24 protein-coding genes, 1 pseudogene and 1 riboswitch are annotated in these 26,533 nt (G+C 65.7%); of the genes and pseudogenes, 13 read left to right on the top strand and 12 right to left on the bottom strand.

Annotation, left to right across the window (positions count from 1 at the left end; all coding sequences use genetic code 11):
- The first annotated feature begins 239 nt into the window (after positions 1-239).
- Positions 240-929, top strand: coding sequence for a CBS domain-containing protein (locus tag U5A58_RS33110; protein ID WP_321964584.1), 690 nt, complete (start codon positions 240-242; stop codon positions 927-929).
- Positions 930-1,050: 121 nt separating this feature from the next.
- On the opposite strand, the gene U5A58_RS33105 is transcribed toward U5A58_RS33110, so the two are convergent.
- Positions 1,051-1,914, bottom strand: a complete 864-nt coding sequence (locus tag U5A58_RS33105) for a universal stress protein (RefSeq protein WP_321964583.1) — start codon at positions 1,912-1,914, stop codon at positions 1,051-1,053.
- Positions 1,915-2,168: 254 nt separating this feature from the next.
- Here U5A58_RS33105 and U5A58_RS33100 point away from each other — a divergent pair, with 254 nt between their 5' ends.
- From U5A58_RS33100 to U5A58_RS33090, 3 genes are all read left to right on the top strand, one after another.
- Positions 2,169-2,603 carry an Hsp20/alpha crystallin family protein gene (locus tag U5A58_RS33100; RefSeq protein ID WP_321964582.1) on the top strand — a complete coding sequence of 145 codons (435 nt, stop codon included), beginning with the start codon at positions 2,169-2,171 and terminating at the stop codon, positions 2,601-2,603.
- A 64-nt stretch (positions 2,604-2,667) separates the two neighbouring features.
- Positions 2,668-2,907, top strand: a complete 240-nt coding sequence (locus U5A58_RS33095) for a UDP-glucose 4-epimerase (protein ID WP_321917314.1) — start codon at positions 2,668-2,670, stop codon at positions 2,905-2,907.
- Between the two features lie 69 nt (positions 2,908-2,976).
- A complete protein-coding gene (locus tag U5A58_RS33090; protein WP_321964581.1) occupies positions 2,977-3,327 on the top strand; it encodes a hypothetical protein in 351 nt (116 codons plus the stop codon).
- Between the two features lie 35 nt (positions 3,328-3,362).
- On the opposite strand, the gene U5A58_RS33085 is transcribed toward U5A58_RS33090, so the two are convergent.
- The 6 genes and pseudogenes from U5A58_RS33085 to U5A58_RS33060 all read right to left on the bottom strand — a co-directional run bounded on the left by U5A58_RS33085 (position 3,363) and on the right by U5A58_RS33060 (position 8,774).
- Positions 3,363-3,758 carry a c-type cytochrome gene (locus tag U5A58_RS33085; protein WP_321964580.1) on the bottom strand — a complete coding sequence of 132 codons (396 nt, stop codon included), beginning with the start codon at positions 3,756-3,758 and terminating at the stop codon, positions 3,363-3,365.
- Between the two features lie 95 nt (positions 3,759-3,853).
- On the bottom strand, positions 3,854-4,642 hold the full coding sequence (locus U5A58_RS33080; protein WP_321964579.1) for a helix-turn-helix domain-containing protein: 789 nt from the start codon (positions 4,640-4,642) through the stop codon (positions 3,854-3,856).
- A gap of 13 nt (positions 4,643-4,655) precedes the next feature.
- Positions 4,656-5,063, bottom strand: a complete 408-nt coding sequence (locus tag U5A58_RS33075; RefSeq protein WP_321964578.1) for a response regulator — start codon at positions 5,061-5,063, stop codon at positions 4,656-4,658.
- A gap of 125 nt (positions 5,064-5,188) precedes the next feature.
- The gene (locus tag U5A58_RS33070) at positions 5,189-5,842 is read right to left on the bottom strand and encodes a response regulator transcription factor (RefSeq protein WP_321917322.1); all 654 of its coding nucleotides are present in this window, start codon (positions 5,840-5,842) and stop codon (positions 5,189-5,191) included.
- Positions 5,839-7,095, bottom strand: a pseudogene (locus U5A58_RS33065) (PAS domain S-box protein); the annotation flags it as partial. The gene U5A58_RS33070 and the pseudogene U5A58_RS33065, both read right to left, overlap by 4 nt.
- A gap of 239 nt (positions 7,096-7,334) precedes the next feature.
- Positions 7,335-8,774 (bottom strand): MBL fold metallo-hydrolase, encoded by a 1,440-nt coding sequence (locus U5A58_RS33060; protein WP_321964589.1) that lies wholly within the window; start codon positions 8,772-8,774, stop codon positions 7,335-7,337.
- A gap of 241 nt (positions 8,775-9,015) precedes the next feature.
- Between U5A58_RS33060 and U5A58_RS33055 the strand changes: the two genes are divergently transcribed.
- The gene (locus U5A58_RS33055; RefSeq protein ID WP_321964577.1) at positions 9,016-9,453 is read left to right on the top strand and encodes a hypothetical protein; all 438 of its coding nucleotides are present in this window, start codon (positions 9,016-9,018) and stop codon (positions 9,451-9,453) included.
- Between the two features lie 96 nt (positions 9,454-9,549).
- Here U5A58_RS33055 and U5A58_RS33050 read toward each other — a convergent pair whose 3' ends face one another.
- The 3 genes from U5A58_RS33050 to U5A58_RS33040 all read right to left on the bottom strand — a co-directional run bounded on the left by U5A58_RS33050 (position 9,550) and on the right by U5A58_RS33040 (position 13,086).
- A complete protein-coding gene (locus U5A58_RS33050) occupies positions 9,550-10,575 on the bottom strand; it encodes an Acg family FMN-binding oxidoreductase (RefSeq protein WP_321964576.1) in 1,026 nt (341 codons plus the stop codon).
- A 273-nt stretch (positions 10,576-10,848) separates the two neighbouring features.
- A complete protein-coding gene (locus U5A58_RS33045) occupies positions 10,849-11,742 on the bottom strand; it encodes an amidohydrolase family protein (RefSeq protein ID WP_321964575.1) in 894 nt (297 codons plus the stop codon).
- Between the two features lie 60 nt (positions 11,743-11,802).
- Entirely contained in the window at positions 11,803-13,086 is a 1,284-nt protein-coding gene (locus U5A58_RS33040) for an MFS transporter (RefSeq protein WP_321964574.1), read from the bottom strand.
- Between the two features lie 140 nt (positions 13,087-13,226).
- Here U5A58_RS33040 and U5A58_RS33035 point away from each other — a divergent pair, with 140 nt between their 5' ends.
- The 8 genes from U5A58_RS33035 to U5A58_RS33000 all read left to right on the top strand — a co-directional run bounded on the left by U5A58_RS33035 (position 13,227) and on the right by U5A58_RS33000 (position 24,499).
- Positions 13,227-14,114 carry a LysR family transcriptional regulator gene (locus U5A58_RS33035; protein WP_321964573.1) on the top strand — a complete coding sequence of 296 codons (888 nt, stop codon included), beginning with the start codon at positions 13,227-13,229 and terminating at the stop codon, positions 14,112-14,114.
- 516 nt (positions 14,115-14,630) lie between these two features.
- A riboswitch (guanidine-I (ykkC/yxkD leader) is annotated at positions 14,631-14,777 on the top strand.
- A gap of 56 nt (positions 14,778-14,833) precedes the next feature.
- The gene (locus tag U5A58_RS33030; protein ID WP_321964572.1) at positions 14,834-15,613 is read left to right on the top strand and encodes an urea amidolyase associated protein UAAP1; all 780 of its coding nucleotides are present in this window, start codon (positions 14,834-14,836) and stop codon (positions 15,611-15,613) included.
- A 16-nt stretch (positions 15,614-15,629) separates the two neighbouring features.
- Positions 15,630-16,283, top strand: coding sequence for an urea amidolyase associated protein UAAP2 (locus tag U5A58_RS33025; protein WP_233888895.1), 654 nt, complete (start codon positions 15,630-15,632; stop codon positions 16,281-16,283).
- Between the two features lie 2 nt (positions 16,284-16,285).
- Entirely contained in the window at positions 16,286-19,921 is a 3,636-nt protein-coding gene (locus U5A58_RS33020; protein WP_321964588.1) for a 5-oxoprolinase/urea amidolyase family protein, read from the top strand.
- Positions 19,912-21,339 (top strand): allophanate hydrolase, encoded by a 1,428-nt coding sequence (gene atzF / locus U5A58_RS33015; protein ID WP_321964571.1) that lies wholly within the window; start codon positions 19,912-19,914, stop codon positions 21,337-21,339. The genes U5A58_RS33020 and atzF overlap by 10 nt, the downstream gene beginning before the upstream one ends.
- A gap of 56 nt (positions 21,340-21,395) precedes the next feature.
- Positions 21,396-22,454 carry an ABC transporter substrate-binding protein gene (locus tag U5A58_RS33010; protein WP_321964570.1) on the top strand — a complete coding sequence of 353 codons (1,059 nt, stop codon included), beginning with the start codon at positions 21,396-21,398 and terminating at the stop codon, positions 22,452-22,454.
- An 81-nt stretch (positions 22,455-22,535) separates the two neighbouring features.
- Positions 22,536-23,507, top strand: coding sequence for an ABC transporter permease (locus tag U5A58_RS33005; RefSeq protein WP_321964569.1), 972 nt, complete (start codon positions 22,536-22,538; stop codon positions 23,505-23,507).
- 77 nt (positions 23,508-23,584) lie between these two features.
- Positions 23,585-24,499, top strand: coding sequence for an ABC transporter ATP-binding protein (locus U5A58_RS33000; RefSeq protein ID WP_321964568.1), 915 nt, complete (start codon positions 23,585-23,587; stop codon positions 24,497-24,499).
- A gap of 62 nt (positions 24,500-24,561) precedes the next feature.
- On the opposite strand, the gene U5A58_RS32995 is transcribed toward U5A58_RS33000, so the two are convergent.
- Together U5A58_RS32995 and U5A58_RS32990 are read right to left on the bottom strand one after the other, a co-directional pair.
- The gene (locus U5A58_RS32995; RefSeq protein WP_415774331.1) at positions 24,562-25,455 is read right to left on the bottom strand and encodes a class I SAM-dependent methyltransferase; all 894 of its coding nucleotides are present in this window, start codon (positions 25,453-25,455) and stop codon (positions 24,562-24,564) included.
- Positions 25,456-25,638: 183 nt separating this feature from the next.
- A complete protein-coding gene (locus U5A58_RS32990; protein ID WP_321917342.1) occupies positions 25,639-26,406 on the bottom strand; it encodes a class II aldolase/adducin family protein in 768 nt (255 codons plus the stop codon).
- Between the last annotated feature and the right edge of the window lie 127 nt (positions 26,407-26,533).

Raw genomic sequence — 26,533 nt, 5'->3', positions numbered from 1 at the left:
GAACCGGCTGATCACGCATCGCTTCGCGTTCGACGACATGCTCAAGGCCTATGAGACGTTTTCGCAGGCGGCGAGCACGCACGCGTTGAAGGTCATTATCGAGATGTGATTCGCCACGGGAAACCGCGGGCTTTGCGCTGCCGGATAGCAGGCCGCGCGCTTGATTCAAGTCAATGCGCGCAGCCCGGCAATCTCTAAATTGAGTCATACCGGGGCGTTGGCCCTTAACGGAGGACCTCATGCAAGCATCAGACATCATGACGACGGACGTCATCACCGTGCGCCCCAATGCGTCGATTTTCGAGGCGGCGACGCTGCTCGCCGACCATCACATCAGCGGCATTCCAGTCGTCGACGATAGCGGAGCCGTTGTCGGCATTCTCAGTGAAAGCGATCTGCTACATCGCGTGGAAACGGGCACCGGCAAGCCGCAGCGAAGCTGGTTTGGGGAATTCCTCCATTCGACGCGCAAGCTTGCAGGCGAGTACCTGAAGGAAAACGCGGTGAAGGTGGACGACGTCATGACCGCCAATGTCGTTTCGGTTTCGCCTTCCACGCAACTCAGCGAGATCGCCGATGTGCTCGAACGCCTTCGAATCAAGCGGGTGCCGGTGCTGGATCAGGGCAAGCTCGTGGGTATCGTCAGCCGTGCGAACCTGATCCGCGCGCTGGCGAGCGCCGCGCGCCCCGATCAGGCCGGGCTCGTGTCGGACGAGACCATCCATCGCGACGTGATTCAGGCGCTCGCCGGCCATCGCTGGGCAATGTCGGCGGAGAACGTCGTCGTGAAGGAAGGCGTTGTCCATTTCTGGGGTACGGTGAACTCGGAGGAGGAGCGCAAGGCGATACTCGTCTCTGCGCAGCTCGTGCCTGGCGTCAAGGGTGTCGAGGACCATCTCGGCTACCCGGTGGTGTTCACGCCGATGTAAGAAAGGCTGACGCGTTCAGGCGTGGGGAAGGCTGGGCCAGCAACACGACTGGCCCAGTTTTTTTGTCGGGCTCGCCGTCGTGCTGCTCCCCGCGTGTCGACGCTCGGCGTGGGGCGCTGCGTCAATGCGACATGAGCACCGGCAGCGTCATCGTGGCAAGGATCGAGCGTGTGGCGCCGCCCAAAACGAGTTCCTGCAGGCGCGCGTGACCGTATGCCCCCATCACGAGCAGATCGTAGCCGCCATCGGCCGCAAAACTGAGCAGCGCCTCGCCCGTGGCTGAGGCTGCGTCGCGGTCGAGCCGGGTGATTTCGACCTTCGTGGCGCCGTGGCGCGCAAGCATGGCCGCGAGGTCGGCACACGACGCTTGCGGCTCGGCGGGCACGCTGGACGTAGAAGCGGACGTAGAAGCGGTTGCGGAAGCGGCCACGATGGTCACGTGGGCCGCCCGCGCGATGAAAGGCATGGCGTCGTGCACAGCGCGCGCGGCCTCGCGGCTGCCGTTCCAGGCCACGAGCACGCGCTCGCCGACCGACTCGAAGCTGCCTGCATACGGCACGACCAGCACGGGGCCGCCTGCGCCAAGCAGCACGTTCTCCGTAAAGTGCTCAGCAATATAGGACTCCGGATCGTCCCGATCGGTTTGCCCAAGGATCACGAGGTCGGCGCTCCGGCTGCGCTGCATGACCGCCGCGACCGGGTCCCCCTCGGCCGTCACCCTGGCGCCATCGACCTGCGCTCGCGCCAGCTCGGCTCGAAAGAGGCGTTCGATCGCGCCGCGTTGTTCGCGGCGCAGCTTGCGGTGCGTGTCGTAATAGTCGGCCGTGCCGGCCATCACGTAAAACTCGCGCGGGTGCGGCTCGAACGCCGCGAACAGTCCATCCAGATGCGCGCCAAACCTGCGGCCCAGCTTCAACGCAAGCGAGAGACGCGCGCTTGCGCGTGCGCTCGTGTCCATGTGCACCATGATCGTCTTGTAGCTCATCGTGATCTCCAGCGAACGGGGGCGTTCCACCGCCCCTCGAGGCGGAGAAAGTGATTCGAGTCTAGGGACGGCGGGCTCGTTGCGATTGATTTGAATCAATCATCTCTTCCTGGCGAAACAGGTCGCCCCTGGAACCCGGAAAAAAGGAGACATTGAGGCAGATCAATCGGAAACCGCAGTCCGTGCGTAGATTGAATACAGCGCGACGCTTCGCAGGGTTCGTGCGCCACGCAAGCCGAAAAGGAGGCAAGGCAATGAGCAATCTGACACGTTATGACCCGTTTTCCATGGAGCCTGTTTCGGACCTCTTCCAGGGGCTGTTCCGGCCAATGCGCGGCGTGCTGGCCGCCGAGGAGAGCGAACTCGCGACGATCAAGCTCGACGTTACGGAAAGCGAGAAGGCCTACACGGTCAAGGCCGAGATGCCGGGTGTCGACAAGAAGGACATCGACGTGAAGATCGACGGGAATGTGGTTTCGATTCACGCGAAGGTCGAGCGCAAGACCGAGCAGAAGGAAGGCGAGCGCGTGATTCGCCGCGAACGGTACAGCGGTACCTTCGCACGCACGTTCTCGCTTGCCAGCGATATCGACGAAAGCAGCGCCAACGCGCAGTATCAGGATGGCGTGCTCTCGCTCACGCTGCCGAAAAAGGCGCCTGCCGAACAGAAGCGACTGCAGGTCCAGTGAGCCATGGCGCGCGCCATTGTGCCGCAGGCGCATTCGCTGCGCGCCTTCTTGGGAGAACGAAATTATGTCACTTACCGGCCATATCGACTCGGGCGCCTGGAGCGTTCAGGCCCGCACATCGCCGGCTCCGCAGGGCGGCTTTCTCTGCGAAGTCAGCGTCACGCACGGTCCACAAACGCAGTGCTTCTCCCACGCGTTTGCGCATCATCGCGTGTTTGAAACCGAGCGTGAGGCGGTGCTCGAGGGGCTGCGCGAAGGCATGGTGTGGATCGACCTGAAAATCCATCACGCGTTCGAAGTGTAGAAAGGCCTGCCTGGAGGCAGTAGTGAGCCTTCGGGTAGCGACGATGCCGACTTCTGAAGGGGCGAGGCGATGGGACTCGGGATGCAAATCGTCTATCTGGGTTTCGCCGGTTCATCTGCCCTCGAGGCGGAAGCCGGCGTTCAGTTGCTGCGCCTCGAGCGGTTCAGCGGCGTGCTGGCAGGGTGTCATCTCGCGATCGAGCGAATGCATTCCGTGCAGCCGGGAAGCTGCCGCCCGGCCTATGACGTTCGTCTCGACCTTGTTTCGACTTCGAGGCAACTCGCGCCGCTTGGCCATTGCGAAGGTGACGACCCTGTGGCTGCCATGCGTGCGGCATTCGACGCCGCCGAGCGCCAACTGGGTTCAGCCGCGCCCGCAGGCGCCGTTTACCGAAACGGTGCGCCGCGCGGCGATTACTGATCGACGCCACGCTTGAGGAGCCGCGCTATCGGGCTTTACTGGCTCAGTACCCACTGAACGAGCGTATGCGCGTCTTCGGCCGATAGCGGGCCGCCGCGGTCTGCGGGCAGCGGCATGGCCATGTCGCCCCAGTGGGGCTTGCCGCCGTGCCTGAGCTTGTCTTCGAGGATGACTTCGGCATTCGGCTTGTTGCGGTAGCGCTCGGCGATCTGGTGAAACGACGGCGCGAGAAATGGCGCATCCGACGTGTGGCAGAACATGCAGTGCTGCTGATCGACAAGCTCGGTGGGTTCGGCAAGCTGCGCGTGCGCAGCAGCGGCGTACAGCGCCACCGCGCATACCGCTGCGGCTTGAAACAGGATCGTGTTCGCGCGGGCGTGGAACGACGCAATCACCGGGAGGCAAGCAACAGGTGCGGGACGGCGTGGCATCGAATGTCTCCTCGAGTGCGGCCGGGGAGCGCAGTGCCGCCGGCCAGATGCATGAATGAAATAAAAAGCGACGCCGGGTACCCGCACGCCGTACGTCACACGCGCGCGAGCCCTTCCAGATCGACGAGGCGAATCTGCTTGCCATTGGGCTCGACGAGGCCTTCGCGCTGAAAGCGCGAAAACATCCGGCTCACGGTTTCGAGCTTCAGGCCGAGAAAGCAGCCGATTTCCTCGCGGCTCATCTTCAGGTTGAGTTGCGCGCCGGAGTAGCCGCGCGCCTGGAAGCGCGCGGCGAGATCGAGCAGAAACGCGGCGAGGCGCTGTTCGGCGGTCATCGTGCCGAGGAGCATCATCAGGCGGGACTCGCGCACGATTTCGCCGCTCATCAGCTGGTAGAGGTGGCGCTGCATGCGCCGGCTCTCGCGGCAGAACGTTTCGAGCTGGCCGAACGGCATGATGCAAACCGTGCTGTCTTCGAGTGCAATGGCGTCGCAGCGGTGTGTGCCGGAGCAAACGCCGTCGAGCCCGAGCGGTTCGCCCGGAATCTGGAAGCCCGTGACCTGCTCGCGCCCGTCCCGATGCATGACGACCGTCTTGAACGATCCGGTACGGACGGCGTAGAGACTCTGGAAGGCGTCGTGCGCGCGAAACAGCGTTACGCCGCGTTGCACGGTGCGCGTGGTGAGGACCACGGTGTCGAGTTGCCGGAGTTCTGCGGCCGTGAGGTCCGGCGGCATGCAGACCGCACGCAGCGAGCAGCTCGAGCAGCGCGCAGCGGGCTGGCGCTGCGCGGCCTCGCGCACGGCGGGCTGCGGAGGCACGACGCGCCAGGGCGAGGATAGCAGCGTGGACAGTGAGGATTCGCAGGCTGCCTCGGCATACATGATCGTCTCCAGTTCAGCGCGCGGGGACGGCGCGCCGGTTCACTAGCGCTTCAATGGCTTCGCAAGCGGCTTCGAACTCAGACGTCTTGTCGAAGAAGAAATGGGCTCCCGCTCGTTGGCAGGCGGTGCGAAACGGTGCGGCGGAGTGATTCGTCAGCACGACCGTCACGACCGAGGGTTGCTCGTCAGCCAGCAGGGACAACAATTCGAGGCCGCTGCCGCTCGCGAGCCTCAAATCGACCACCGCGACGTCCGCACCGCTTTGCGCGATGCCGGTCAGGGCGCTGGCCGCATCCTCGGCTTCGCCAATCACGCTCACATCCGGAATGGCCGACAATGCCTCGGCGATCTTCCTGCGCACTGCGGTCGCATCCTCGACCAGGAAAACCTGCAGGCGCGTGCGGACAGGACTGGCTTTCATGTAGCCAGTATTGGCAACGCCGTCTCAAAAAAATATCGGCGGCGATGGAAATTGACGTACGCGGAACGGAAGGCGTGTAGGGCGATTCCTACAGTCATGTGGCAATCGGCCGCGACACCCGAAGGTCAGACTTCGTCGGGATCGTCGATGAGCTTGTGCCGCATCGCATAGCGCACGAGCGCGGCTTCGTGCGGCATCTGCATCTTCTCTAGAATGCGCACCTTGTAGGTGCTGACGGTTTTCGTACTCACGCAGAGTTCCTGCGCGATTTCAGTAATGGTCTGGCCTGCCGCAATACGCCGGAACACCTCGAACTCGCGGTCGGAAAGCCGCTGGTGGGGAAGCGTGTCGGCTGGCTCCTTGAGGCTTTGTGCGAAGCGCTCGGCCATCGTCATGCTGATGTAGACGCCACCGGAGGCGATCTTCGTCACGGCGGTGACCAGTTCCGTGCTGGCGCATTCTTTGGTGAGATAACCCGACGCGCCCGCCTTGAAGGCGCGCACCGCGTATTGCTGCTCCGCATGCATGGTCAGCACGAGAATGCGCAGCTCGGGCTTTTCGTCCTTGATCTGCTTGATGAGATCCACGCCGCTGCGTCCCGGCATCGAGAGGTCGAGCACCAGGACCTGGGCTGCGCGCTCTCGCACGAGCGCGAGTGTGGTCGCGCTGTCACAGCCTTCGCCTACGACTTCGAACTGCGTATCGCGCTCGCTTTCCAGTATGCGGCGCAGACCGTCACGCATGAGCGCATGGTCGTCGGCGATGATCACCTTGATCATGATGCGGCTCCTTCCGGAAGCAGGGCAGGGAGGGCGAACGTGATCGTCATGTCAAAGCCCTTTCCGGGCGCGGTCGCAATGGCAACGGTGCCGTCGAGCATGTGGGCTCGCTCGCGAATGCCGAGCAGGCCAAACGACTTGTCTCTCAAGGCGTTGCGCTGCGCGTTGGGTGGATCGGCGGGATCGGCGCTGGCGCCCACGCCGTCGTCGGCAATGCGCAGCACACAGCGTGGCCCATCCACCTTGAGCGTAATCTCGACGAAATTCGCTTCGGCATGGCGGGCAACATTGGTCAAGGCTTCCTGAACGATGCGAAAGAGCGCCGAGGAGGCGGCGTTCGAAAACATCGTGGCATCCGCATCCAGGTCGCGCTCGACGGCGATGCCGTAGCGGCTCGTGAAGTCGTTCGCCAGCCACTCGATGGCGGGCACGAGGCCGAGGTCGTCGAGCATGACCGGCCGCAGGTCGGCCGCGATGCGCCGCAAGGCAGCCACGGTCGCGTCGATCAGGTTGCGCATGCCGGCGAGGCGCGCGGGCACATCGGTGGCGTCATCCTCCCCGAGCCGGCGTTCGAGCGCGGCGAGGTCGATCTTGAGCGCGGTGAGCTGCTGGCCGAGATCGTCATGCAGTTCGCGCGCGATGCGGGTTTTTTCGGCCTCGCGCACGTTCTGGAGATTGGCCGACAACTCGCGCAACTCCTCGCGCGAACGCTTGAGCGCTTCCTCGGCGCGCACGCGTTCGGTGATATCGCGCAGCATGACCGTGAAAAGCTTGCCCGAACCGTCACGGATCTGCGAAATCGATGCTTCGATCGGAAACTCCTCGCCATTGGCGCGCACCCCGTAGAGCACACGTTGCGGGCGGCCCATCTGGCGTTCGGTGACGCCTGTCGCGCCAAACTGTTCGACATGCTGGGCGTGCGCGGCCCGGAACCGCTCGGGAATGAAGCGCGAGAGCGGCGAGCCGATCGCCTCCCTGGCGGACAGGCCGAACACCTGTTCGGCGGCTGGATTGAAGATCAACACGCGCTGGGTTTCGTCGACGGTGACGATCGCTTCCATCGACGAACGGATGATCCCCAGCATGCGGGCTTCGTTGAGCCGCGCGTCGCCGGCCGCCCTCGCAGGCGCCGGGTTTGCGCGCCCGAGGCGTTGCGCGAGAAGCGCGAGCGCGGCGGCGCCGAGCGCGCCCGCGAGCGCAATGGCCGTGGCGCAGGCAGAACTTGCCGGGCCCGCGCCTTTTGCGGCGCGCGTGCGGGGGTCAGCGCGCGGGCCCATGACGACCGTCCGGGGCGCGATGCGGGCGCGAGATCGATGCGAAGGCCATTCGCATATGAAGTGTCGGCTTCAATGGGCGGGACACAGGTATTCCGTATCACAAGGATCCATGCCGATTTTATGAGCCACTGGAAATCGTGTCCCAAAAAAATTGCATGCTGGTCCTCCGTGCTTGCGAGGTGTGCCGGCGCCGCGTGCCGTGTTCCGGCAGCATTTCAGGACGCGGCGCCTGCCTCCTGCTCGGGCGCCAGTTCGTCCGGCGGGCACGGCGGGCAGGGATACGGTCGCACGGCTTGCTCGGCAAGCTCGAACGACTGTCCGAATTCCGGCACGCAGCAATCCCAGTGCAGTGTCTCGGCGATGCGCCGGCGCAAGGCATCGGCCGCTGCGGGCTCACCGTGCGTCACGAACGTGCGAAGGGGCGGGCACGTCATGCCCGCGAGCCAGCGCAGGGTTTCCCGGTAATCGGCATGCGCCGAGAGCGAGGTGATCGAGGAGATCTCTGCGCGCACGCGCACGTAGTCGCCATGCAGCTTGATGGTGGGCGCATGGGCCTCGAGCGCCGCGCCGCGCGTGCCGGGTGCCTGGTATCCGACGAGCGCGATCGTGTTGCGCGGGTCCGATGCATACAGGTTCAGATGGTGCAGAATGCGGCCGCCAGTGGCCATGCCGCTGCCGGCAATGATGACCATGGGGCCGTGGCGCCCCGCAATGGCCTTTGACTCCTCCACCGTTCGCGCCATGAACGCCGCATGATCGATGGCGTGCACTTGCGGGAGTGTCAGCCGATGATCGCTCATATGACGCCGGTACAGGTCGGTCACGCCAATCGCCATTGGGCTGTCGAGGTAGACCGGAACATTCGCCATGCGCCCCGACTGCTTCAGCCGCGCGATGTAGTAAAGGACTTCCTGCGCGCGTCCCACCGCGAAGCAGGGCATGACCACGATGCCGCCGCGGGCGAAGGTGCGCGCGAACATCGCTGCGAGTTCGTCCTCGGGGTTCAGCGCGTCGTGCAGCCGGTCGCCGTAGGTCGATTCGACCACCAGATAGTCCGCATGGACCGGTGGGGAGGGCGCGCGCACGATCGGATCGTCGGGGCGCCCGAGGTCGCCGGAAAACGCAGTGACCGTATGCCCGTTGCACAGCACCACGCTCGCCGCGCCAAGGATATGGCCCGCGGGCAGCAGCCGAAACGTCAATTGCTCGCCGAGCGCGACCGGTTCATCGAACGGGCGCGGCGCAATGAGCCGCAGTGCCTGTTCGGCGTCTTCCAGGGTGTAGAGCGCAAGGGCGGGATGGTGTTTGGAGAAGCCGTGGCGGTTTGCAAACGCCGCGTCTTCCTCCTGTAGCCGTGCGCTGTCGCGCAGCATGATGCCGCACAGGTCCGCGGTTCCGGGCGTGCAATAAACCGGGCCGCGATAGCCGTTGCGCGCCAGGACGGGCAGGTAGCCGCAATGGTCGATATGCGCGTGCGTGAGGATGACGGCGTCGAGCGAGTCGGCCGCAAAAGGCAGTGGGTCCCAGTTGCGCAGCCGCAGGTTTTTGGTGCCTTGGAAAAGCCCGCAGTCGATCAGCACCCGCTTGCCCCCCGCCTCCAGCAGGTAGCGCGACCCGGTGACCGTTTGTGCCGCGCCCAGAAACGTCAGCTTCATCATGCTCTCCTCGCTTCACGCGCCATGTGCACGCCCGATATCGATTGGAGCGCGTGCCTGCGCGCCGGCTTTGACTTGAATCAGAAAAACAGGCATCGCCCCGGGCCGCCTCTCATTGAGGCAGATCAATCGCAGCGCGTCATCCGATTCATACATTGGAGTCGGTGGCACGCGGCGCGCGGGCCGAGATTCCGACGGGGGCGAAATGGGGAGCAGGTTGTCGTCTGGCAGGGCGCTTGTTTTGATCCCGTTGATTGCAACGCTTTCGGCTTGTACCGCTTACCGCGATACGCGCCACGAAGAAAACGTCGCCTTCCGCCGTTCGGAAACCGAACTGGCAGCGCGACGCGAGCAGAGCGCGATCCGTTGCTCGGCCCCCGACGACTGCGCACAGGCCTGGACCCGCGCCCTGGTTTTCGTCCAGCGGCACTCGCCCACGCCCATCGAACGCGCGACCGACGATACGATCGAGACGCGCATGCCGCATGAATTCGGCATCGCCTACTTCTGGGCGGTGCGGCAGAGGGCCGCGGATGGAACCACGACGATACGGCTCAAGGGCTTGTGCCGCGGCATGTACAGCAGCGACAACGGCCCTGGCTGGCTCTATGCGCGCTGCGCCGAACAACTGGAGCAGGCGCAACTCGACTTCGTGCGCGAAGTGAGCGGCGTCAGATAAGGACGAACGTGGATGCTTGCTGCGGTCCAGCGCAAGCGGGCGGCGGTTGAATGTTCAACGTCAGGCGAAGCGCCGCCCGAGGCGATGAATGGAGACCTACGCCACGACTTCGCTCAACGGGCGGCGCGGCGACGGCGCATCGGGCGTGCCGTGTCCGATGCGCAGCAGGACCTGCGGACAAACGGCTCCCGGCATGCCGAGCAGCGCACTCAGCCGCGCACGCAGTTCGGCCACCTCGATCGGTTGGTTCAAGTAAGAAGCGCACAGTCCGTGCGAAGTCAGCACCAGCAGCACCCGCTCGAGCGCCTCGCCCGCCGCGAGCCAGGCCTGCGCATCGTCGACGCTCGTCGCAATGCCCAGCAGCAGGGGCGACGCCGCCGCCAGCTCCCGGTGGGTCGCCGCCACGCCGCCACCCACGTCGAACGTGCGTATCGCGGAGGCGGCAAGCGGTGTTGCGAAGTCGAGCAGGGAACCGAGTCCGGCCGCGTAGGACGGCATGCCATCGCCAGTGTGGCGCGGGTGGATCCATTTCGCGAGTTCGCGGCGGAACCTGGGATCGGCGAATTGCCGTTGGTCGGCTTCGGCGACGAGGTCGGCGATCGCCTCGCGCGTTCCGGCTTCGGTTGCGCACGCAACTTCAACGCCCTCGGCACGGGCTGCGTCGATGAGTTCGCGTTCGACGGCCGCAGCGACCGGCACCGGAGAAAACGGGCGACGTGTGGTGACCCGCCGGGAAATGGCGCTCACAAGCGCAGCCAGTTCCGCGCCAACGGGACGCTCGCGAAGCAGGCGCACATCGGCGAGCAGGTCGGGATCGAGGCTCGTTGGAAAAAGCGTGATCGCATAGCCAATGCCCAGGCTCGCGAGCGCCACGCGCAGATTGAACAGCGCCGCACCGCAACTGATGATCAGCTCGCGATCGTACGGATCGACAACGGGCAGCGCCCGTAGCCGGTCGGCGCACAGCAGGATCCGGTCGCGGCTGGCGACGAAGCGCCACGGCTGGCTGTTGTGGCTCGACGGGGCGAGCGTTGCGTGGCGCACGGCGTAACGCAACGCGTAGTCGTCGAGCTTGTCGAGCGGGGTGGCGCTGGCGGCAGGGTCGTGTGGCTTGTCGAGCATGGTGTATCCCGACTCTCAATGGCGCGGGGCGCCCGGTGAAATCAGTGCGGCATGATTGAGAAAGCCGCCAACAAGGGCGGCGTGGGATCAGTCTAGGTGCCGACGCGTGGTCGCGATTGACTTGAGTCAACCCTACGCGGATAGCGCTGGTTTCTGATGGGCCGATAGCCGCCCACGCTGTGCTGCACACGCGTGGTCGTGTCTGGCGCGCCTGAGGTGTTTAGCGTGCGAAACGAGGACGAGCGCCTCGCGCTAGAAGCTCGAAGCTAGAAACTAGAAACGAAACAGTTCCACCGCCGACGTCGTGAGAATCGTCCGTCTGGCTGTCTCGTCGGGAATCCACCGCTGCAGCGCGTTCGCGGCCGCGGCGTAGTCGACGAGGTGGCGATGCTGCGTATGGGGCCAGTCGCTGCCCCAGACGAGCCGTTGCGCGCCGAATGCATCAAGCAGTGCCGCTGCGAGCGCGATTGCGCTTTCGGTGCCGCATGCGCCTGCCACGCTGCGATAAGCGGCGGAAAGCTTGACCCACACGTGGCCGGACGACGCCTTCGACACCAGATGGCGAAAACCGGGATCGTCTACGCCGCGCGCGGCATCGGGCCGGCCGAAGTGGTCGACCACGACCGTGCAGCGGTGCGCGAGCAGCGCGTCGAGCACATAGGGCAAATCGGCGGCGTGCACCTGCACTTCGACATGCCAGCGCAGCGCGTTGAGCCGCGAAAGAAGTGCCGACCACCGGCGGCCATGAAAATCGGGCAACGGCACACCGATCAAATTCAGCCGCGCCCCGACGACATGCGCGGCATTCAGCGCTTCGAGTTCCTCGTCGCCGACTTCCGGATCGACGACCGCGACACCGCGAAAGCGCCGCGCATAGCGCTTCGACACTGCCGCCAGAAACGAATTGTCGACGCCAAGAAAGCTCGGCTGCACGAGCACGCCGTGAGACATGCCGTGACTATCGAGCTGGTCGATGTACTGATCGAGCGTCGCGTCGTAGTCGGGTGCGTGACGGCGCTGCGCGGCGAGCGGCAGCCCCTGCACGAATATGTGCGCATGCGAGTCGATGCCGGTCACGCACGATGCTTCTGTATCGAGCCACGCGGCGTTCTTTCCGGAGAGGCCCAGGAAAGGATCGGCGGCGGTTGCGGGCAAAGTGAGGTCCATCGTGTGTTCAGCCTGGGAGTCGGTTCAATGGTCGGCGCGTGGCGACGGGAAGGCGCGCACTCAGCTGCGTGAAGCGGCAGGGGCGTCGGAGCGCGCGCCGCTTTGCGCGGAGGTCGCCATGCGGCGGCCGCGTGTCTCGGGCAGCAGCAGGGCCGCGATAACGACGAGGCCATACGCCGCGCCTGCATCGATGCCGAGCGCCGCGCCGAGCGACATCGAACTGCTCATATGGCCGATCAACACCGGAAAGCCCGCCGATACGATGCGGCCGAAGTTGTAGCAGAACCCGACACCCGTGCCGCGCACGCCCTGCGGATACAACTCGTTGAAGAGTGCGCCGAGCGTCGCGGGAATACCCGCCGAGAACAGCCCGAGCGGGAAGCTCAGGATCAACATGGTGGTGTCGCTGAGCGGCAGGAACGTGTAGATGTTGACCATCACCGCGCAGCACACGGCAAAGAGGATCACGTTCCGGCGTCGCCCGATGCGGTCCTGCAGCCAGGCGCTCACGAAGCAGCCGACGATGAACGCGACAATGACAACGGCCAGATAGCCGCCTGTACCGAGCACCGAGAGGTGGCGCTCGGTCTTGAGGTAAGTCGGCAGCCAGGTGGTGATCGCGTGATAGCCGCCATGCGCGCCGAGTCCGATCAAGGCGCCGACGATAGTCGTGCGAATCACGGCCGGATCGAAAATGCCCGCGGCGATGCTAAAGACGCCGCGCTGGCCACGGTCGTCGCGCGCCGTCTGCGCCTCGCGCGGCGGCTCGACAATGTTGCGGCGCAGGTACAGCACGAGCACCGCGGGCACGAGACCGATCGCGAACAGCACACGCCAGGCCCATTGCGGCGACACGAACGAAAACACCAGCATATACAGCAGCACCGCGCCGCCCCAGCCGAAGCCCCAAGCACTTTGCACGATACCCATCGCCTTGCCGCGATGCTTCGGGTTCATCGTCTCGCTGAGGAGCACGGCGCCAGCCGTCCACTCGCCGCCGAAGCCGATGCCTTGCAGCGTCTTCAACACCAGCAACTGGTCGAAGTTCTGCGCGAACGCGCTTAAGAAGGTGAACAGCGAGAACCAGACGACGGTGATCTGCAGGGCCCGCACACGGCCCACGCGGTCAGCCAGAATGCCCGCGAGCAGGCCGCCTAGCGCACCGGCAACGAGCGTTGCGCCGCCGATCAGTCCGGCCTGGCCCTTGCTGATGCCCCACGTCGCCAGCAGCGACGGAATGACGAGGGAAAAGACCTGCGTGTCGACGCCGTCGAGCGCCCAGCCTGCGAAGCAGCTCCACAACGTTCTCTTTTCGAGGGGCGTGATGTCCCGGTACCAGCGCATGGTCGTCTCCTTGTGCGCGCCGCTGGGCGCGGCGGCCGTTGCTTGCTCAGCACGGCCGCTGTTGATTGGTGGAGGTCATTCTAAAAAAGGCAGGAGTGCGCGCATACTATGGAAATGTTGTTATTTCATAGCATTTTGATATGGAATCTGTCCGCACACTCAAGTATTTCCTCGCTGTCGTCGACGCCGGCAGCGTCACTGGCGCGGCCAGCCAGCTGGGCATGGCGCAGCCCGCGCTCAGTCAGGCCATCACGCGGCTGGAGCAGGACCTTGGCGTGAAGCTGCTGGCGAGAACGCGCCGCGGCGCGGCGCTCACGCCAGCGGGCGAGGCAATCGTCGACGACATCCGGCTGAGCGTGTCGCGCATCGAGGCGGCCGAAAGGCGTGCCCGCGATATCGGCGCGCAGCGCGGCGGGCGGCTCGCTATCGGCTTCGCGTCGGCGGCGCTGTTCGAGGTGATGCCCAAGGCGATCGCGGCGCTGCGCCGCGCGGTGCCCAACGTCGAACTGACGCTGCGCGAAATGAGCAATGCGGAGCAGGCCAGCGCACTCGATTCCGGCGAGATCGACATTGGCCTGCTGCATACGCCGGTTGCCGTGAGCGGTCGAATGCGCGAGAAGCTGATCGTGCGCGAGCGGCTGCTGGCGGTCGTGCACGAGTCGTATCCGCTCGGCGCCGACGGCAAGCTTGGCCTTGCTGATCTTGCACGCATCGGGCTGGTCTGGTTTCCGCATGGCCAGTTGCCGGTGGTGCGCGCGGGCATCCTGAGCGCGTTTCGCAAGTTCGGCTGCGAGGCCAATATCGTGCAGGACGCCAATCGGTCGCTGACCGTGCTCGCTTGCGTTGCGGCAGGCTGCGGCGCTTCGTTGCTGCCGGAATCCGTCAAGGCGCTCCAGTTTTCCGGCGTGCGCGTATGTGAAGTGCGCCAGGGCGGCGCGCTGCCGTTCTTCGAACTCAGCGCGATCTGGCCACACCGGTCTCGGCCCACGCTCGCCGACAAGTTCGCTTCGTTGCTCAGTTCGCGTTGAGCCGATCCATCAGGAAAGGCGTGGCTGCGGCCGTCCCGTTGCGGGCGCGAGCCAAGGCCAACGGTATGCACGGAGGGGAATACGCCGCTATTCGCGCTTCGTGTTCGAAGCCGCACGCGGCGCGAGTTCGATAAAGCGCGCGGCAAACACGGCATAGAGGAACTGGCGCAGGCGCGCGGCGAAGTGCGGGACGGGTTGCATGGCGAGTCTCGTTGGACGCATGGGCAAGCGAATGAGCGGGTAGCGGGAGCCACATGCAAACGCAATTCATATGCCATTGGTCAATAGAGCCATTGCAGTGCTGCATGGGCAGGCACGCCGCCCCGTCACGGTGCCTGGCCCCGCAATATGGTGCACGCGCTGCACTGCGATTGCGCGGACCTGGCGCGTCCTGGCGCGTGCCACGCTCCCACTCGCGCCGCGAGGGCGCATCGAGGCGGGCTTCAACGCACCCAGACAGACTTGGCACAGAACTCGCTAATTAGCCTGGCGAGAGGTGCGAAGCAATTTGCATCATCTTAGGATCGCTAGGGTTCCGGTCGGCGCAACGCATGAGTTCATGCCGCGTGTTCGATGCCTGGTCCGAGAGCAATCCGGTCTCGTCTCCCACCTTGCCTGCAAGGCGGCGATGAGGCTCCACGGAGGGATAAAAGCCCGGGAGGTCGCGATGTCGTTCGGTCGCCCTCTCACGCTTTTTCCCTTCGCAAACCGGAGCCTCCATGCCGACCCGCTTCTCTTCTGCCTGCGCGCAGCCTGACCTGCCAACCGCCTTGCCACCCGTGGACGTGCTGTGGGAAACCGTGATTCCCGCCGGCACGCATTGGTCGGGCATCCTGCGCCGCGGGCTGGCGCTGCGCGTGATCGACCTCGAGGGCGGCGCGAATCTCGCCGCCGTGTTCCACCGCCAGGAAGATCCGCTGGAACGCTACAACATGGCCGACACGCTCAAGGCGCAGCACACGGCCCATCTCACGCGCGGCCACGCGCTTTATACCGACATGGGCCGCGTGATCGCCTCGATAACGGCAGACACGCTCGGCTGGCACGACCCCCTCGGCGGGGTGGGTGACGCGACGCTCTTCATGCGCAAGTATGGCGAGCAGCGCTACCAGGCACACCGAAACGACATGATCCGCAACGGCCGCGACAGCCTCGTGCTCGAACTCGCAAAATACGGCCTGGGTGCGCGCGATCTCGTGGCCAACGTCAACTTCTTCAGCAAGGTGGCCGTGGGCGAGGACGGCTCGCTCGAATTCGTGCCGCGCCACTCGCACGCGGGCGCGGCGTTCGACCTGCGCTTCGAGATGAACACGCTCGCGGCGTTTTCAACGGCCCCGCACCCGCTCGATCCGCACGGCGAGTACGCGCCAAAGCCGGTGAAGCTCGTTGCCTGGCGCGCCTACGCGGCGGACGCGGCCGCCAGCGCCGACGACCTGTGCCGCACGGCCTGCGCCGAGAACGAGCGCGGCTTCATCAACACCGACCGTCTGTTCGCCTGAGCGCAAAGGATCTGTCATGCCGATCATCGAAAGCGCGCTCGACGAGCGCAATGCCCATACCGATTTCACTCTGCCTGCGGGCGAGCCGTGGATGCACGACATGAAGCGCGGCGAAACGCTGCGCATCGTCGACCTCGAAGGCAACCAGGCCGTGGACACGCTGTTCTACAGCAGCGCCGATCCCACCGAACGCTACAGCGCGCAGGACACCATTCGCGCGCAGCGCAACCTTTATCTGAGCGCGGGCAGCGTGCTCATGTCGAACCGCGGCGCGCCGCTGCTCACCATCGTCGCCGATACGTGCGGCCGCCACGACACGCTTGGCGGCGCCTGCGCGGCCGAGAGCAACACCGTGCGCTACGCGCTCGAAAAACGGCACATGCACAGCTGCCGCGACAGCTACCTCAATGCGCTTGCGCACTGCACGTGCGGCGTGGGTGCGCTGCTCGGCAAGCGCGACATCGTCAGCAACATCAACTTCTTCATGAACGTGCCCGTTACGCCGCTTGGCAAGCTCACGTTCGAAGACGGCATCTCCGCGCCCGGCAAATACGTGGAAGTGCGCGCGGAGCAGGACGTGACCGTGCTGATCTCGAACTGCCCGCAGTTGAACAACCCGTGCAACGGCTATAACCCGACGCCCGTGCGTTTGCTCGTATGGGGGGCATGACGATGGCGCTCGACAAGGTTCTCATTGCCAACCGCGGCGAGATTGCGTGCCGCGTGATCCGCACGCTCAAGCGTCTGGGCATCGCATCGGTCGCCGTGTATTCGGAAGCGGATTGCCACGCCATGCACGTCATGCTCGCGGACGAGGCTGTCTGCATCGGGCCTGCGCCCGTTGCGCAGAGCTATCTGAACGCCGAGGCCATTCTCGCGGCGGCGCAACGCACCGGCGCCCAGGCCGTGCATCCGGGCTATGGCTTTCTCTCCGAGAACGCCGCGTTCGCGGGGGCTTGCGAGCGCGCCGGCATCGCCTTCATCGGGCCGCGCGCCGAGCAGATGACGGCCTTCGGCCTCAAGCACACGGCACGCGAAATCGCTCACACCAACGAAGTCGCGCTGCTGCCCGGCACGGGTCTGCTGCCCGACGTGGCGGCGGCGCTCGAAGCAGCGCTCACGCTTGGCTACCCCGTCATGCTCAAGAGCACGGCGGGCGGCGGCGGTATCGGCATGTCGCTGTGCCGCGACGCCGCGCAGCTCGAAGCCGCGTTCGCCTCGGTTGTGCGGCTTGGCGAAAGCAACTTCGCTAACGCGGGCGTGTACCTGGAAAAGTTCGTCGAGCACGCGCGCCATATCGAAGTGCAGGTGTTCGGCGACGGCCGAGGCAACGTGATTTCGCTCGGCGAGCGCGACTGCTCGGTGCAACGGCGCAACCAGAAGGTGATCGAGGAAACGCCCGCACCGGGCCTGACCGACGACGAGCGCCGCGCATTGCACGCCACCGCCGTGCGCCTCGCGAAAGCGGTGAGCTATGCGAGCGCGGGCACGGTGGAATTCGTGTTCGACACGCAAACGCGCGCGTTCTACTTCCTTGAAGTGAACACGCGGCTCCAGGTGGAGCACGGCGTGACGGAAGAGGTGTACGGCGTCGACCTCGTCGAATGGATGATCCGCCAGGCCGAAGGCACGCTTGCGCCGCTCGACACGCTCGCACCCGCCAATACGCTCGCGCCGCACGCGGCGAGCATTCAGGTACGTGTCTACGCCGAAGATCCGAACCGCCAGTTCCAGCCGAGTTCGGGCCTGCTCACGCACGTAGCGTTTCCCGCCGACGCGCGCGTGGACACGTGGATCGACGCGGGCACCGAAGTCAGCGCGTTCTACGATCCGCTGCTCGCGAAGATCATCGCCACCGGCGCAACTCGCGAAGCGGCGCTCGAGAAACTCGGCGACGCGCTCGCGCACACGCAGCTTTACGGCATCGAAACAAACCTCGACTATCTGCGCGCGATCGTTGGGTGCGCAACGTTCGTGGCGGGCGAGCAGACCACGGGCTTTCTCGGCCGCTTTCTGTTCGCGCCGCACACGATCGACGTGCTCGACGGCGGCGTGCAAACCACCGTGCAGCAGACGCCGGGCCGCCTCGGCTACTGGGACGTGGGCGTGCCGCCTTCCGGCGCGATGGACGACCGCTCGTTCAACCTGGCCAACGAACTGCTCGGCAACGCGCCCGATGCGGCGGGGCTCGAGTTCACGATGGTGGGCGCGACGCTACGCTTCAACACGGAAACGCTGTTCGTGCTGGGCGGCGCGCCGCTCGCCGCCACGCTGGACCGCGAGCCGGTGCCGTACTGGCAGGTGGTGCGCGCGAGCGCGGGCATGGTGCTCAAGCTCGGCGGCGTGACCGGCGCGGGTGTGCGCGCATGCCTCGCGGTGAAGGGCGGCCTGCAGGTGCCCGATTATCTCGGCAGCAAGGCGACCTTCACGCTCGGCCAGTTCGGCGGCCACGCGGGCCGCGCGCTGCGCAAGGGCGACGTGCTGCATCTCGCCCCAGGAGCCGGCAAGGGCGCCGCGACCGAAGTGGGCGCACGGCTCGCGGCGCAGCGCGTGCCGGCGCTCACGCACGAGTGGGAGCTGGCGGTGCTCGACGGCCCGCACGGCGCACCCGACTTCCTCACGCGCGACGACATTGCAATGCTCTACGAAGCGCGCTGGACCGTGCACTACAACTCCAGCCGCACAGGGGTGCGCCTGATCGGCCCGAAGCCGCAGTGGGCACGTGCGGACGGCGGCGAGGCCGGCCTGCATCCCTCCAACATCCACGACAACGCCTATGCGATCGGCGCCGTGGACTTCACGGGCGACATGCCGGTGATTCTCGGCCCGGACGGCCCGAGCCTTGGCGGCTTCGTGTGCCCGGTCACGGTGATCGGCGAGGAGCTGTGGAAGCTCGGGCAACTGCGCCCCGGCGATACGGTTCAGTTCGTGCCTGCTGCGCCTGCCGCCGTCGCCGCCGTGAAGGGGAACGCGCACGAATGTGTGCTCTATCGTGACGAACAGGCGGGCGAGGGGGTTGGCGTGGTCTATCGCCGCTCGGGCGACCGCAATCTGCTGATCGAATACGGCCCTTCCGTGCTCGACCTGAAGCTGCGCTTCCGGGTGCATGCGCTGATGAACTGGCTCGAAACGCACCGCCTGCCCGGTATCGTCGATCTCACACCGGGCATCCGTTCGCTGCAGGTGCATGTCGATCCCGCCGTGCTCACGCTCGACACGCTGATCGCACATCTGCAGGATGCCGAAGCAATGCTGCCAGCCGTCGATGCCATGCGCGTGCCGAATCGCATCGTGCACCTGCCGCTCTCGTGGGACGACCCGTCCACCCGCGTGGCCATCGAGCGCTACATGCAGTCCGTGCGTCCCGACGCCCCGTGGTGTCCGAGCAATATCGAATTCATTCGCCGTATCAACGGTCTTGCGAGCATCGACGACGTGAAGCGCATCGTGTTCGATGCGCGCTACCTCGTGCTCGGCCTCGGCGACGTCTATCTCGGCGCACCTGTGGCGACGCCCGTCGATCCGCGTCACCGGCTCGTCACGACCAAGTACAACCCGGCGCGCACGTGGACGCCGGAGAACGCCGTGGGCATTGGCGGCGCGTACATGTGCGTGTACGGCATGGAGGGCCCCGGCGGCTATCAGTTCGTGGGCCGCACCGTGCAGATGTGGAACCGCTATCGCACGACGGCGGAGTTCACGCCCGGCAAGCCCTGGCTGCTGCGCTTCTTCGACGAGATCCGCTTCTTCGAGGTGAGCGAGGCCGAACTCGCCGAGTGGCGCAGTGAATTTCTCGCCGGCCGCCGCAGCCTGCGCATCGAGGAGTCGACGTTCGACCTCGGCGAATACGAGCGCTTCCTGCACGACGAGGCGGCCTCGATCGCCGCGTTCAAGACCACGCAGCAAGCCTCGTTCGAAGCCGAACGCGAGCGCTGGCGCGAAGCGGGCCAGGCCGAGTACGTCGCCGAAGGCGCGGCAGACGAAGCCGCCGGTGCCGCACGCGCCGCCGAAGCCCTGGCCGACGACTGCCGCGCGATTGGCGCCGACGTATCGGGCAGCGTGTGGAAGCTGCTCGTCGCCGAGGGCGAGCGCGTCGAAGACGGCCAGGACCTGGCCATCCTCGAATCGATGAAGATGGAAGTGACCGTGACCGCAAGCGCAGCCGGCGTGATCGAAGCGCTGGATTGCGCGGCCGGCGACGCCGTGGTGGCGGGGCAGCGTTTGATGGTGATCCGTGTGGCGTCCGAAACATCGGGCGATACCGCACAAGCAACCGCCGTGAGCGGCGAGGAGGCCGCATGCCAATGAATCCGCATAACGACGACCTGCCCATGACCCTCGAGGCGCTGCGCGCGCGCTACCTGGACGGCAGCCTCACGCCGGCGCAACTCGCCGAGCGCATTGCCGCGCGCACCTCTGGCGACGATCCGCATCGCGTATGGATACGTGCACTTACGCGCGACGAGATGATGCGTTACTCCGACGCGCTGTCGCAACGTGATCCCGCCACGCTGCCGCTCTACGGCGTGCCGTTCGCGATCAAGGACAACATCGACCTCGCGGGCGTGCCGACCACCGCCGGATGTCCCGCCTACGCGTATACGCCGCAGCGCAGCGCGCCCGTGGTCGAGCGTCTGATCGCCGCGGGCGCGATTCCCGTGGGCAAGACCAACCTCGACCAGTTTGCCACGGGCCTCTCGGGCCAGCGCTCGCCCTACGGCGCGTGCCGAAATGCGCTGGACCCGGAGTACGCCTCGGGCGGTTCCAGTTCGGGCTCGGCCGTGGCCGTGGCGCTCGGCCTCGCCGCGTTCTCGCTGGGTACCGACACGGCGGGCTCGGGCCGCGTGCCGGCGGCGTTTCATGGTCTCGTGGGTCTCAAGCCGACCAAGGGCGTGCTGAGCACGCAGGGCGTGGTGCCCGCGTGCCGCTCGCTCGATTGCGTTTCGATCTTCGCGCACTCGGCGAACGACGCGCAGCGTGTGTTCGAGTGCGCGCGCGGCGTAACCGAGGGCGACCCCTATGCGCGCGTCTGGCAACCGAGTGGTCGCGAGCGCGCAACGCTTGCGGGCGTGCGCTTCGGCGTGCCGCGTGCGGCGCAGTTGAGCTTCTATGGCGACGCTTCCTATGCGGCGGCGTTCGACGCGGCGCTCGCGAAGCTGCGCGCGGCCGGCGCCGAACTCGTGGAGATCGATTTCGAGCCGTTCCTCGCCACCGCGCGGCTGCTCTACGATGGCCCGTTCGTGGCCGAGCGGCTTGCCGCCATCCGGCCGTTCTTCGAGGCGCAGCCCGAAGCGCTGCATGCTGTCACCCGCGAGATCGTGGGCGGTGCAATGCGCTGGAGCGCGGCCGACACCTTCGCGGCGTTCGACCGTCTCGCGGCGCTGCGCATGGAAAGCGAGCGCGTGTGGCCGCGGATCGACGCGCTCGTCACGCCGACTTCACCCACCACATCCACAATCGCCGAACTCGAAGCGGACCCCATCGGCGTGAATGCGCGTTTCGGCTACTACACCAACTTCGTGAACCTGCTCGACTTGAGCGCGCTCGCCGTGCCAGCGGGCAAGTGCGCAAGCGGTCCGCACACGGGCAAACCATTCGGCATCACGTTCGTTGCGCGCGCACACGACGACGCGTACCTGCTCGACCTGGCCCGCGCGTGGCTGGGCGAGCGCGCGGCGCTGGCCGAGGCAGGGTCGCATAGCGCAAGCGGGAGCGCCGAAGCATGAAACCCCACGCCATTACGTCAAGAAAACCGTTGCACTTTCACTCCTGGAGATTCGCCATGAAGATGACGCACGTTCCGTTCGCAACCCACGCAAACAACGCACGCCACGCAACATCTGCCGCACCGCTACGCCGTTGGGCGCTGCGCGCCGCCAGCGCGCTCACACTGGCCACGGGCCTGTTCGCGGCCGGCGTACAGGCCGCGGCTGCCGCGCCGCTGCGCATCGGCTACAGCGACTGGCCGGGCTGGGTGGCGTGGCAGGTGGCCATCGACAAAGGCTGGTTCAAGGAAGCGGGCCTCGACGTGAAGTTCGACTGGTTCGACTACGCGGCCTCGATGGACGCCTTCGCGGCCAACAAACTCGATGCCGTGCTCGTCACCAACGGCGATGCGCTCACGATGGGCGCGAACGGCGCGAAGAACGTGATGGCGCTCATCACCGACTACTCGAACGGCAACGACATGGTCATCGCCAAGCCGCCCGCACGCAAGATCCAGGACCTCAAGGGCAAGAAAATCGGCGTGGAGTTCGGCGTGGTCGATCACCTCTTGTTGCTCGACGCGCTCCAGCGCGCAGGGATGAAGGAGGGCGAAGTCACGCTCGTGAACGCGAAGACCAACGAAACGCCGCAAGTGCTGGCTTCTTCCGACGTCTCGGCCATCGCAGCATGGCAGCCGAACGCGGGCGAAGCGCAGCGCGCGGTGCCGGGTGCGCGGCCCGTGTTCACCTCCGCCGACGAGCCGGGCCTCATCTACGACGTGCTTGCCGTGAACCCCGTGAGCCTCGCCGCGCACAAGGCCGACTACGAAAAGCTCGCTAAGGTCTGGTACCGCGTGGTGAAGTACATCGACGACCCGGCCACGCAGCCCGACGCCGTCAAGATCATGGCCGCGCGCGTGGGCCTCACGCCGGCGCAGTATCTGCCGCTGCTCAAGGGCACGAAGCTGCTCACGCTGCCCGAGGCGCAACACGCTTACGTGAAAGCCGACGGATTTGGCTCGCTCTACGGATCGAGCCATGTCGCCGACGCGTTCAACGTGAAGTACCAGGTCTACAAGACCTCGCAGGACGTGAACACGTATGTGGACCCCTCCCTCACGAGCGCACTGAAGTAAGGCAGCGAGTCATACAGGGCCTGTGCTCGACGTGAAATCAGCGTGAACAGGCCCTGGCAGCGGAACGTCAAGGAGAACATCATGGCCGAAATCAGCCAGACCGGATGGTTTGCCGTACGCCGCGAGCTTTCGCCGCGCGGCAAGTGGATGTTGGGCATCGGCTCGTTTCTGTTGCCGGTGCTCGTGTGGTGTCTCGTGAGCTACGTGCCGTTCGTCTGGCATCCGCAAGTGTTGATCACGCAGCCGGGCAGCGTGGACTATTTCCAGCCCGGCATGCGTGTCGACAAGGCCGTGTTCGCCGACGAACTCGACCATGCGCGGCAAACCCACGCCGCGCTGCCGGCGGGCATGCCCGCGAACCCGGTGTATCTGCCCGCGCCGCACGACGTGCTGCGCGCGTTCTATACCGCGTTCACGACACCGCCCGTCGCTCAGGACGGCGTGTGGCTGCATCAGAGCCTCTGGCACAGTGTGCAGATCATCTTCTGGGGCTTTGTGTTCTCGTCGCTGATTGGCGTGCCGCTCGGCATCGTGTGCGGCACCTATAGCGTGCTCGCACGGCTGCAGGAGCCGTTCTTCGAGTTCTTCCGCTATTTGCCGGCGCCCGCGTTCGGCGCGCTGATGGTGGCCGTGCTCGGCATTTACGACGCGCCGAAGATCGCCATTATCGTGATCGGTACGCTGTTCCAGCAGGTGCTCATCATCGCCAACACCACGCGCAAGCTCGAATATGGCCTGCTCGAAGCGGCGATGACGCTCGGCACCACGCGGCTGAAACTGCTCACGCACGTCGTGGTGCCCGGCATTCTCCCCGATCTCTATCGCGACCAGCGCATTTTGCTCGGCTGGGCGTGGACCTACCTGATCGTCGCGGAACTCGTGGGCACGAGCTCGGGCATCACGTGGTACATCACGCAGCAGGCGCGTTATCAGCACTTCGACAACGTCTACGCGGCGATCATGATGATCGGCATCATTGGCCTCGGCACCGATCTCGTGCTGGCGTTCCTCGGCCGCAAGCTGTTTCCGTGGGATCGCACGCTCAAGGCCTGACGCGCGGCGCAATCGCCTGCATGCGTGCGCAACGACACGCATTTCGAAACGCATTCTGGATCATCAAGGACCGCATCATGTTCAATCCGCAAACCGTTCCCGACTATCTCCTTCAGTCCGAGGCGGTGCGCGCGCGCTTCGAAAAACTGAAAGCGCGCGAGCCGATCCTGGAAGTGCGCAATCTCACGAAGCGGTTCGTCACGCCGCAGGGCGAGCACACGGCGCTCGCCGATGTCAGCTTCACTACGCACCGGCGCGAGTTCGTGTGCGTGATCGGGCCTTCGGGCTGTGGCAAGTCCACGCTGATCCGGATTCTCGCGGGCCTCGAAGCGCAAACATCGGGCGAGGTTCGCGTGAACGGCAAGACGGTGAGCGGCCCAGGCGCCGACCGCGGCATGGTGTTTCAGGGCTATACGCTTTTTCCGTGGCTCACGGTGAAGAAGAACGTGATGTTCGGACTGCGTATGAATGGGCAGGGCAAAGCCCACGCCGAGCGCGAGGCGCTGCAATGGCTCGACCTGGTCGGGCTGGAGCCGTTCGCCAACGCGTATCCGCACCAGCTTTCCGGCGGCATGAAGCAGCGCGTGGCGATTGCGCGCGCGCTCGCCAATCGGCCCGGCATCCTGTTGATGGACGAACCATTCGGCGCGCTCGATGCACAAACGCGCGCGAAGATGCAGGCGCATTTGCTCGATATCTGGCGCAACGTCGACATTACGATTTTCTTCATCACGCACGACCTCGACGAAGCGATCTACCTGGCAGACCGTATCCTCGTGCTGAAGGCGCATCCGGGGCAGGTGCAGGAGTTGATCGAGGTGCCGGTGCCGCGTCCGCGTGGCTACGCACAGTTCAACACGCCGGAGTTCCTCGCCACGCGCGCGCGCCTCGACGCGCTGATTCATCCGCCGGCGCAGGAGGAACCCGAGGACGAGGCCCGCGTGCGCCCGCACATGATTCGCTTGACCGATGTGAACGACACGGTGGAGTGAGCCGTGCCGGTGCAGGCATGCATGCCTGAAGCCATGTGCAGCGTCGGCGCACGGCAACGGCGTTATGGCTTGATGAACCTCAGCGTCATGCGATCCGATTCGCCGATCTCGGCATAGCGCGCGCGATCCACGTCGCCGCCCTCGTAGGTGGGCGGCAGCGACCAGACGCCGTGCGGATAATCCTTGGTGTCCTTCGGATTCGCGTTGATCTCGCTGCGTGCGGCCAGCACGAAGCCCGCGCTCTGCGCATGCTCGATCACGTACGCTTCGGTCACGTAGCCGGTATCGATCATCTGCTGCACGGTCGTGCCTCGCCGCGCGCGATGCTCCTCGACGCCAAGCACGCCGCCGGGTTTCAGTGCGACATAGAACGCGCGCAGGTTGTCGTCGATCTGGCCGTCCTTGATCCAGTTGTGGATGTTGCGGAACGTGAGCACCTCGTCGAACTGGCCTTGCGCCTCGAAGCCCGTGAATTCGCCTGCGCGCAAGGTGCCGACCTTGACGTTGCCATAGAGCGCCGGGGCTGCCGCGAGCTTGCGCAGGAAGGCGGCGTCGGTGTCGCGGTCTTCGGCGGCCAGCTCCGCCGACGTGCTGACGTATTGCGCCTCATAGAGATGGCCGCCAGCGTGCAGCCACGGCGCCAGGATGTCCGTGTACCAGCCGCCGCCCGGTGCGATTTCGAGCACCGTTTGCGTGGGCTCGACGCCGAAGAACTGCAGCGTCTCCTTCGGATGTCGATAGACGTCGCGCGCTTTGGCCCGCTCGCTGCGCTGGGGACCGGCGATCGCGGCATCGAGTGAAGTGGCGGCCGCAGCTTGCGTCTGTGCGCCGTGTCCGGCCTGCTGGCTGGACGTCGCACATCCGGCTGCGAAGAGCGCGAGAGACGCTGTGGCAATGGCCGCAGTGCGTTTTAGCGCAAGACGTGCGAACACTCGATGACGTTGGACCGGAATCATGGGCGAGGGGTGCAGGTTGTGGATAGTCCACACGATACCCGGATACGTGCGCTTGCGCTGGCCAGCCGGTTTGGCCGGGCCAATGTTTAGCATCGTTGCCGTGGTGTCTTGCACGCCTCGCGCCATCGTCGTGAGGGCTTCACGCATTCGTGTGACGATGCGCGCGCCCCCGGCTCATGGGCACTATGCCGCGTATCCGGGATTGTGCCGGTCGAGCCGGCGAAGCAGCCCCGGCCAGGCGAGCGCGCCCGGGCTGACACCCCTCGTCACGGTGGCGATCTGCTGCCGGATGCCGTCGAGAATCGGCTGCGCGATCGGCCGAAGCTTCGAGCCCCCCGCCTGTGCGCGGACCTGAATCATGCACGCCGCTTCGAAGAAGTACATCGCGACGAACGCATCCGCCGGCGTAGCGCCGACGGTCAGGAGTCCGTGGTTGCGCAGCATCAGATTGGTGTTGTTGCCGAGGTCGCGCACCAGCCGGGGCTTCTCCTCTTCGTTGAGGGCGATGCCTTCGTAGTCGTGATAGCCGAGCGAGGCGAGCACGCCGAGCGACTGTTGGGAGAGGGGCAGCAGTCCCGCTTCCTGGGCCGATACGGCCACGCCGTTGACCGAATGCGTGTGCATCACGCAGAGCGCGTCGTCGCGCGCCTCGTGCACCGCGCTGTGAATCGTGAAGCCGGCCGGATTGATGTCGTACGGCGAGTCGGACACCTTGCGGCCTGCCAGGTCGATCTTGACGAGCGAAGACGCGGTGATCTCGTCGAACATCATCCCGTATGGGTTGATCAGGAAATGGTGCTCGGGTCCGGGTACGCGCGCGGAGATATGGGTAAACACGAGGTCGTCCCATCCGAACAGCGCGGTCAAACGGTACGCCGCCGCGAGATTGACGCGCGCGTCCCACTCGGCGGCGGTTACGGCATGCTTCAGGCTGAGATCAGATGCGGCCATATCGAGTCTCCTCAATCAATCGGTCTGAACAGCTTCGGTGACGCCCCATGGCCGTACATCTTGTCCGGGCACGGCACGCAGCGCAGGCGTAGACGAATGATCGCTCAAATCGGGCGCAGCAACTGTC

The sequence above is a fragment of the Paraburkholderia sp. J7 genome (genome assembly GCF_905220155.1).
Lineage (GTDB): Bacteria > Pseudomonadota > Gammaproteobacteria > Burkholderiales > Burkholderiaceae > Paraburkholderia.
Note: the sequence above shows the minus strand (reverse complement) of the source record. Positions and strands in the feature narration are given on the sequence as shown.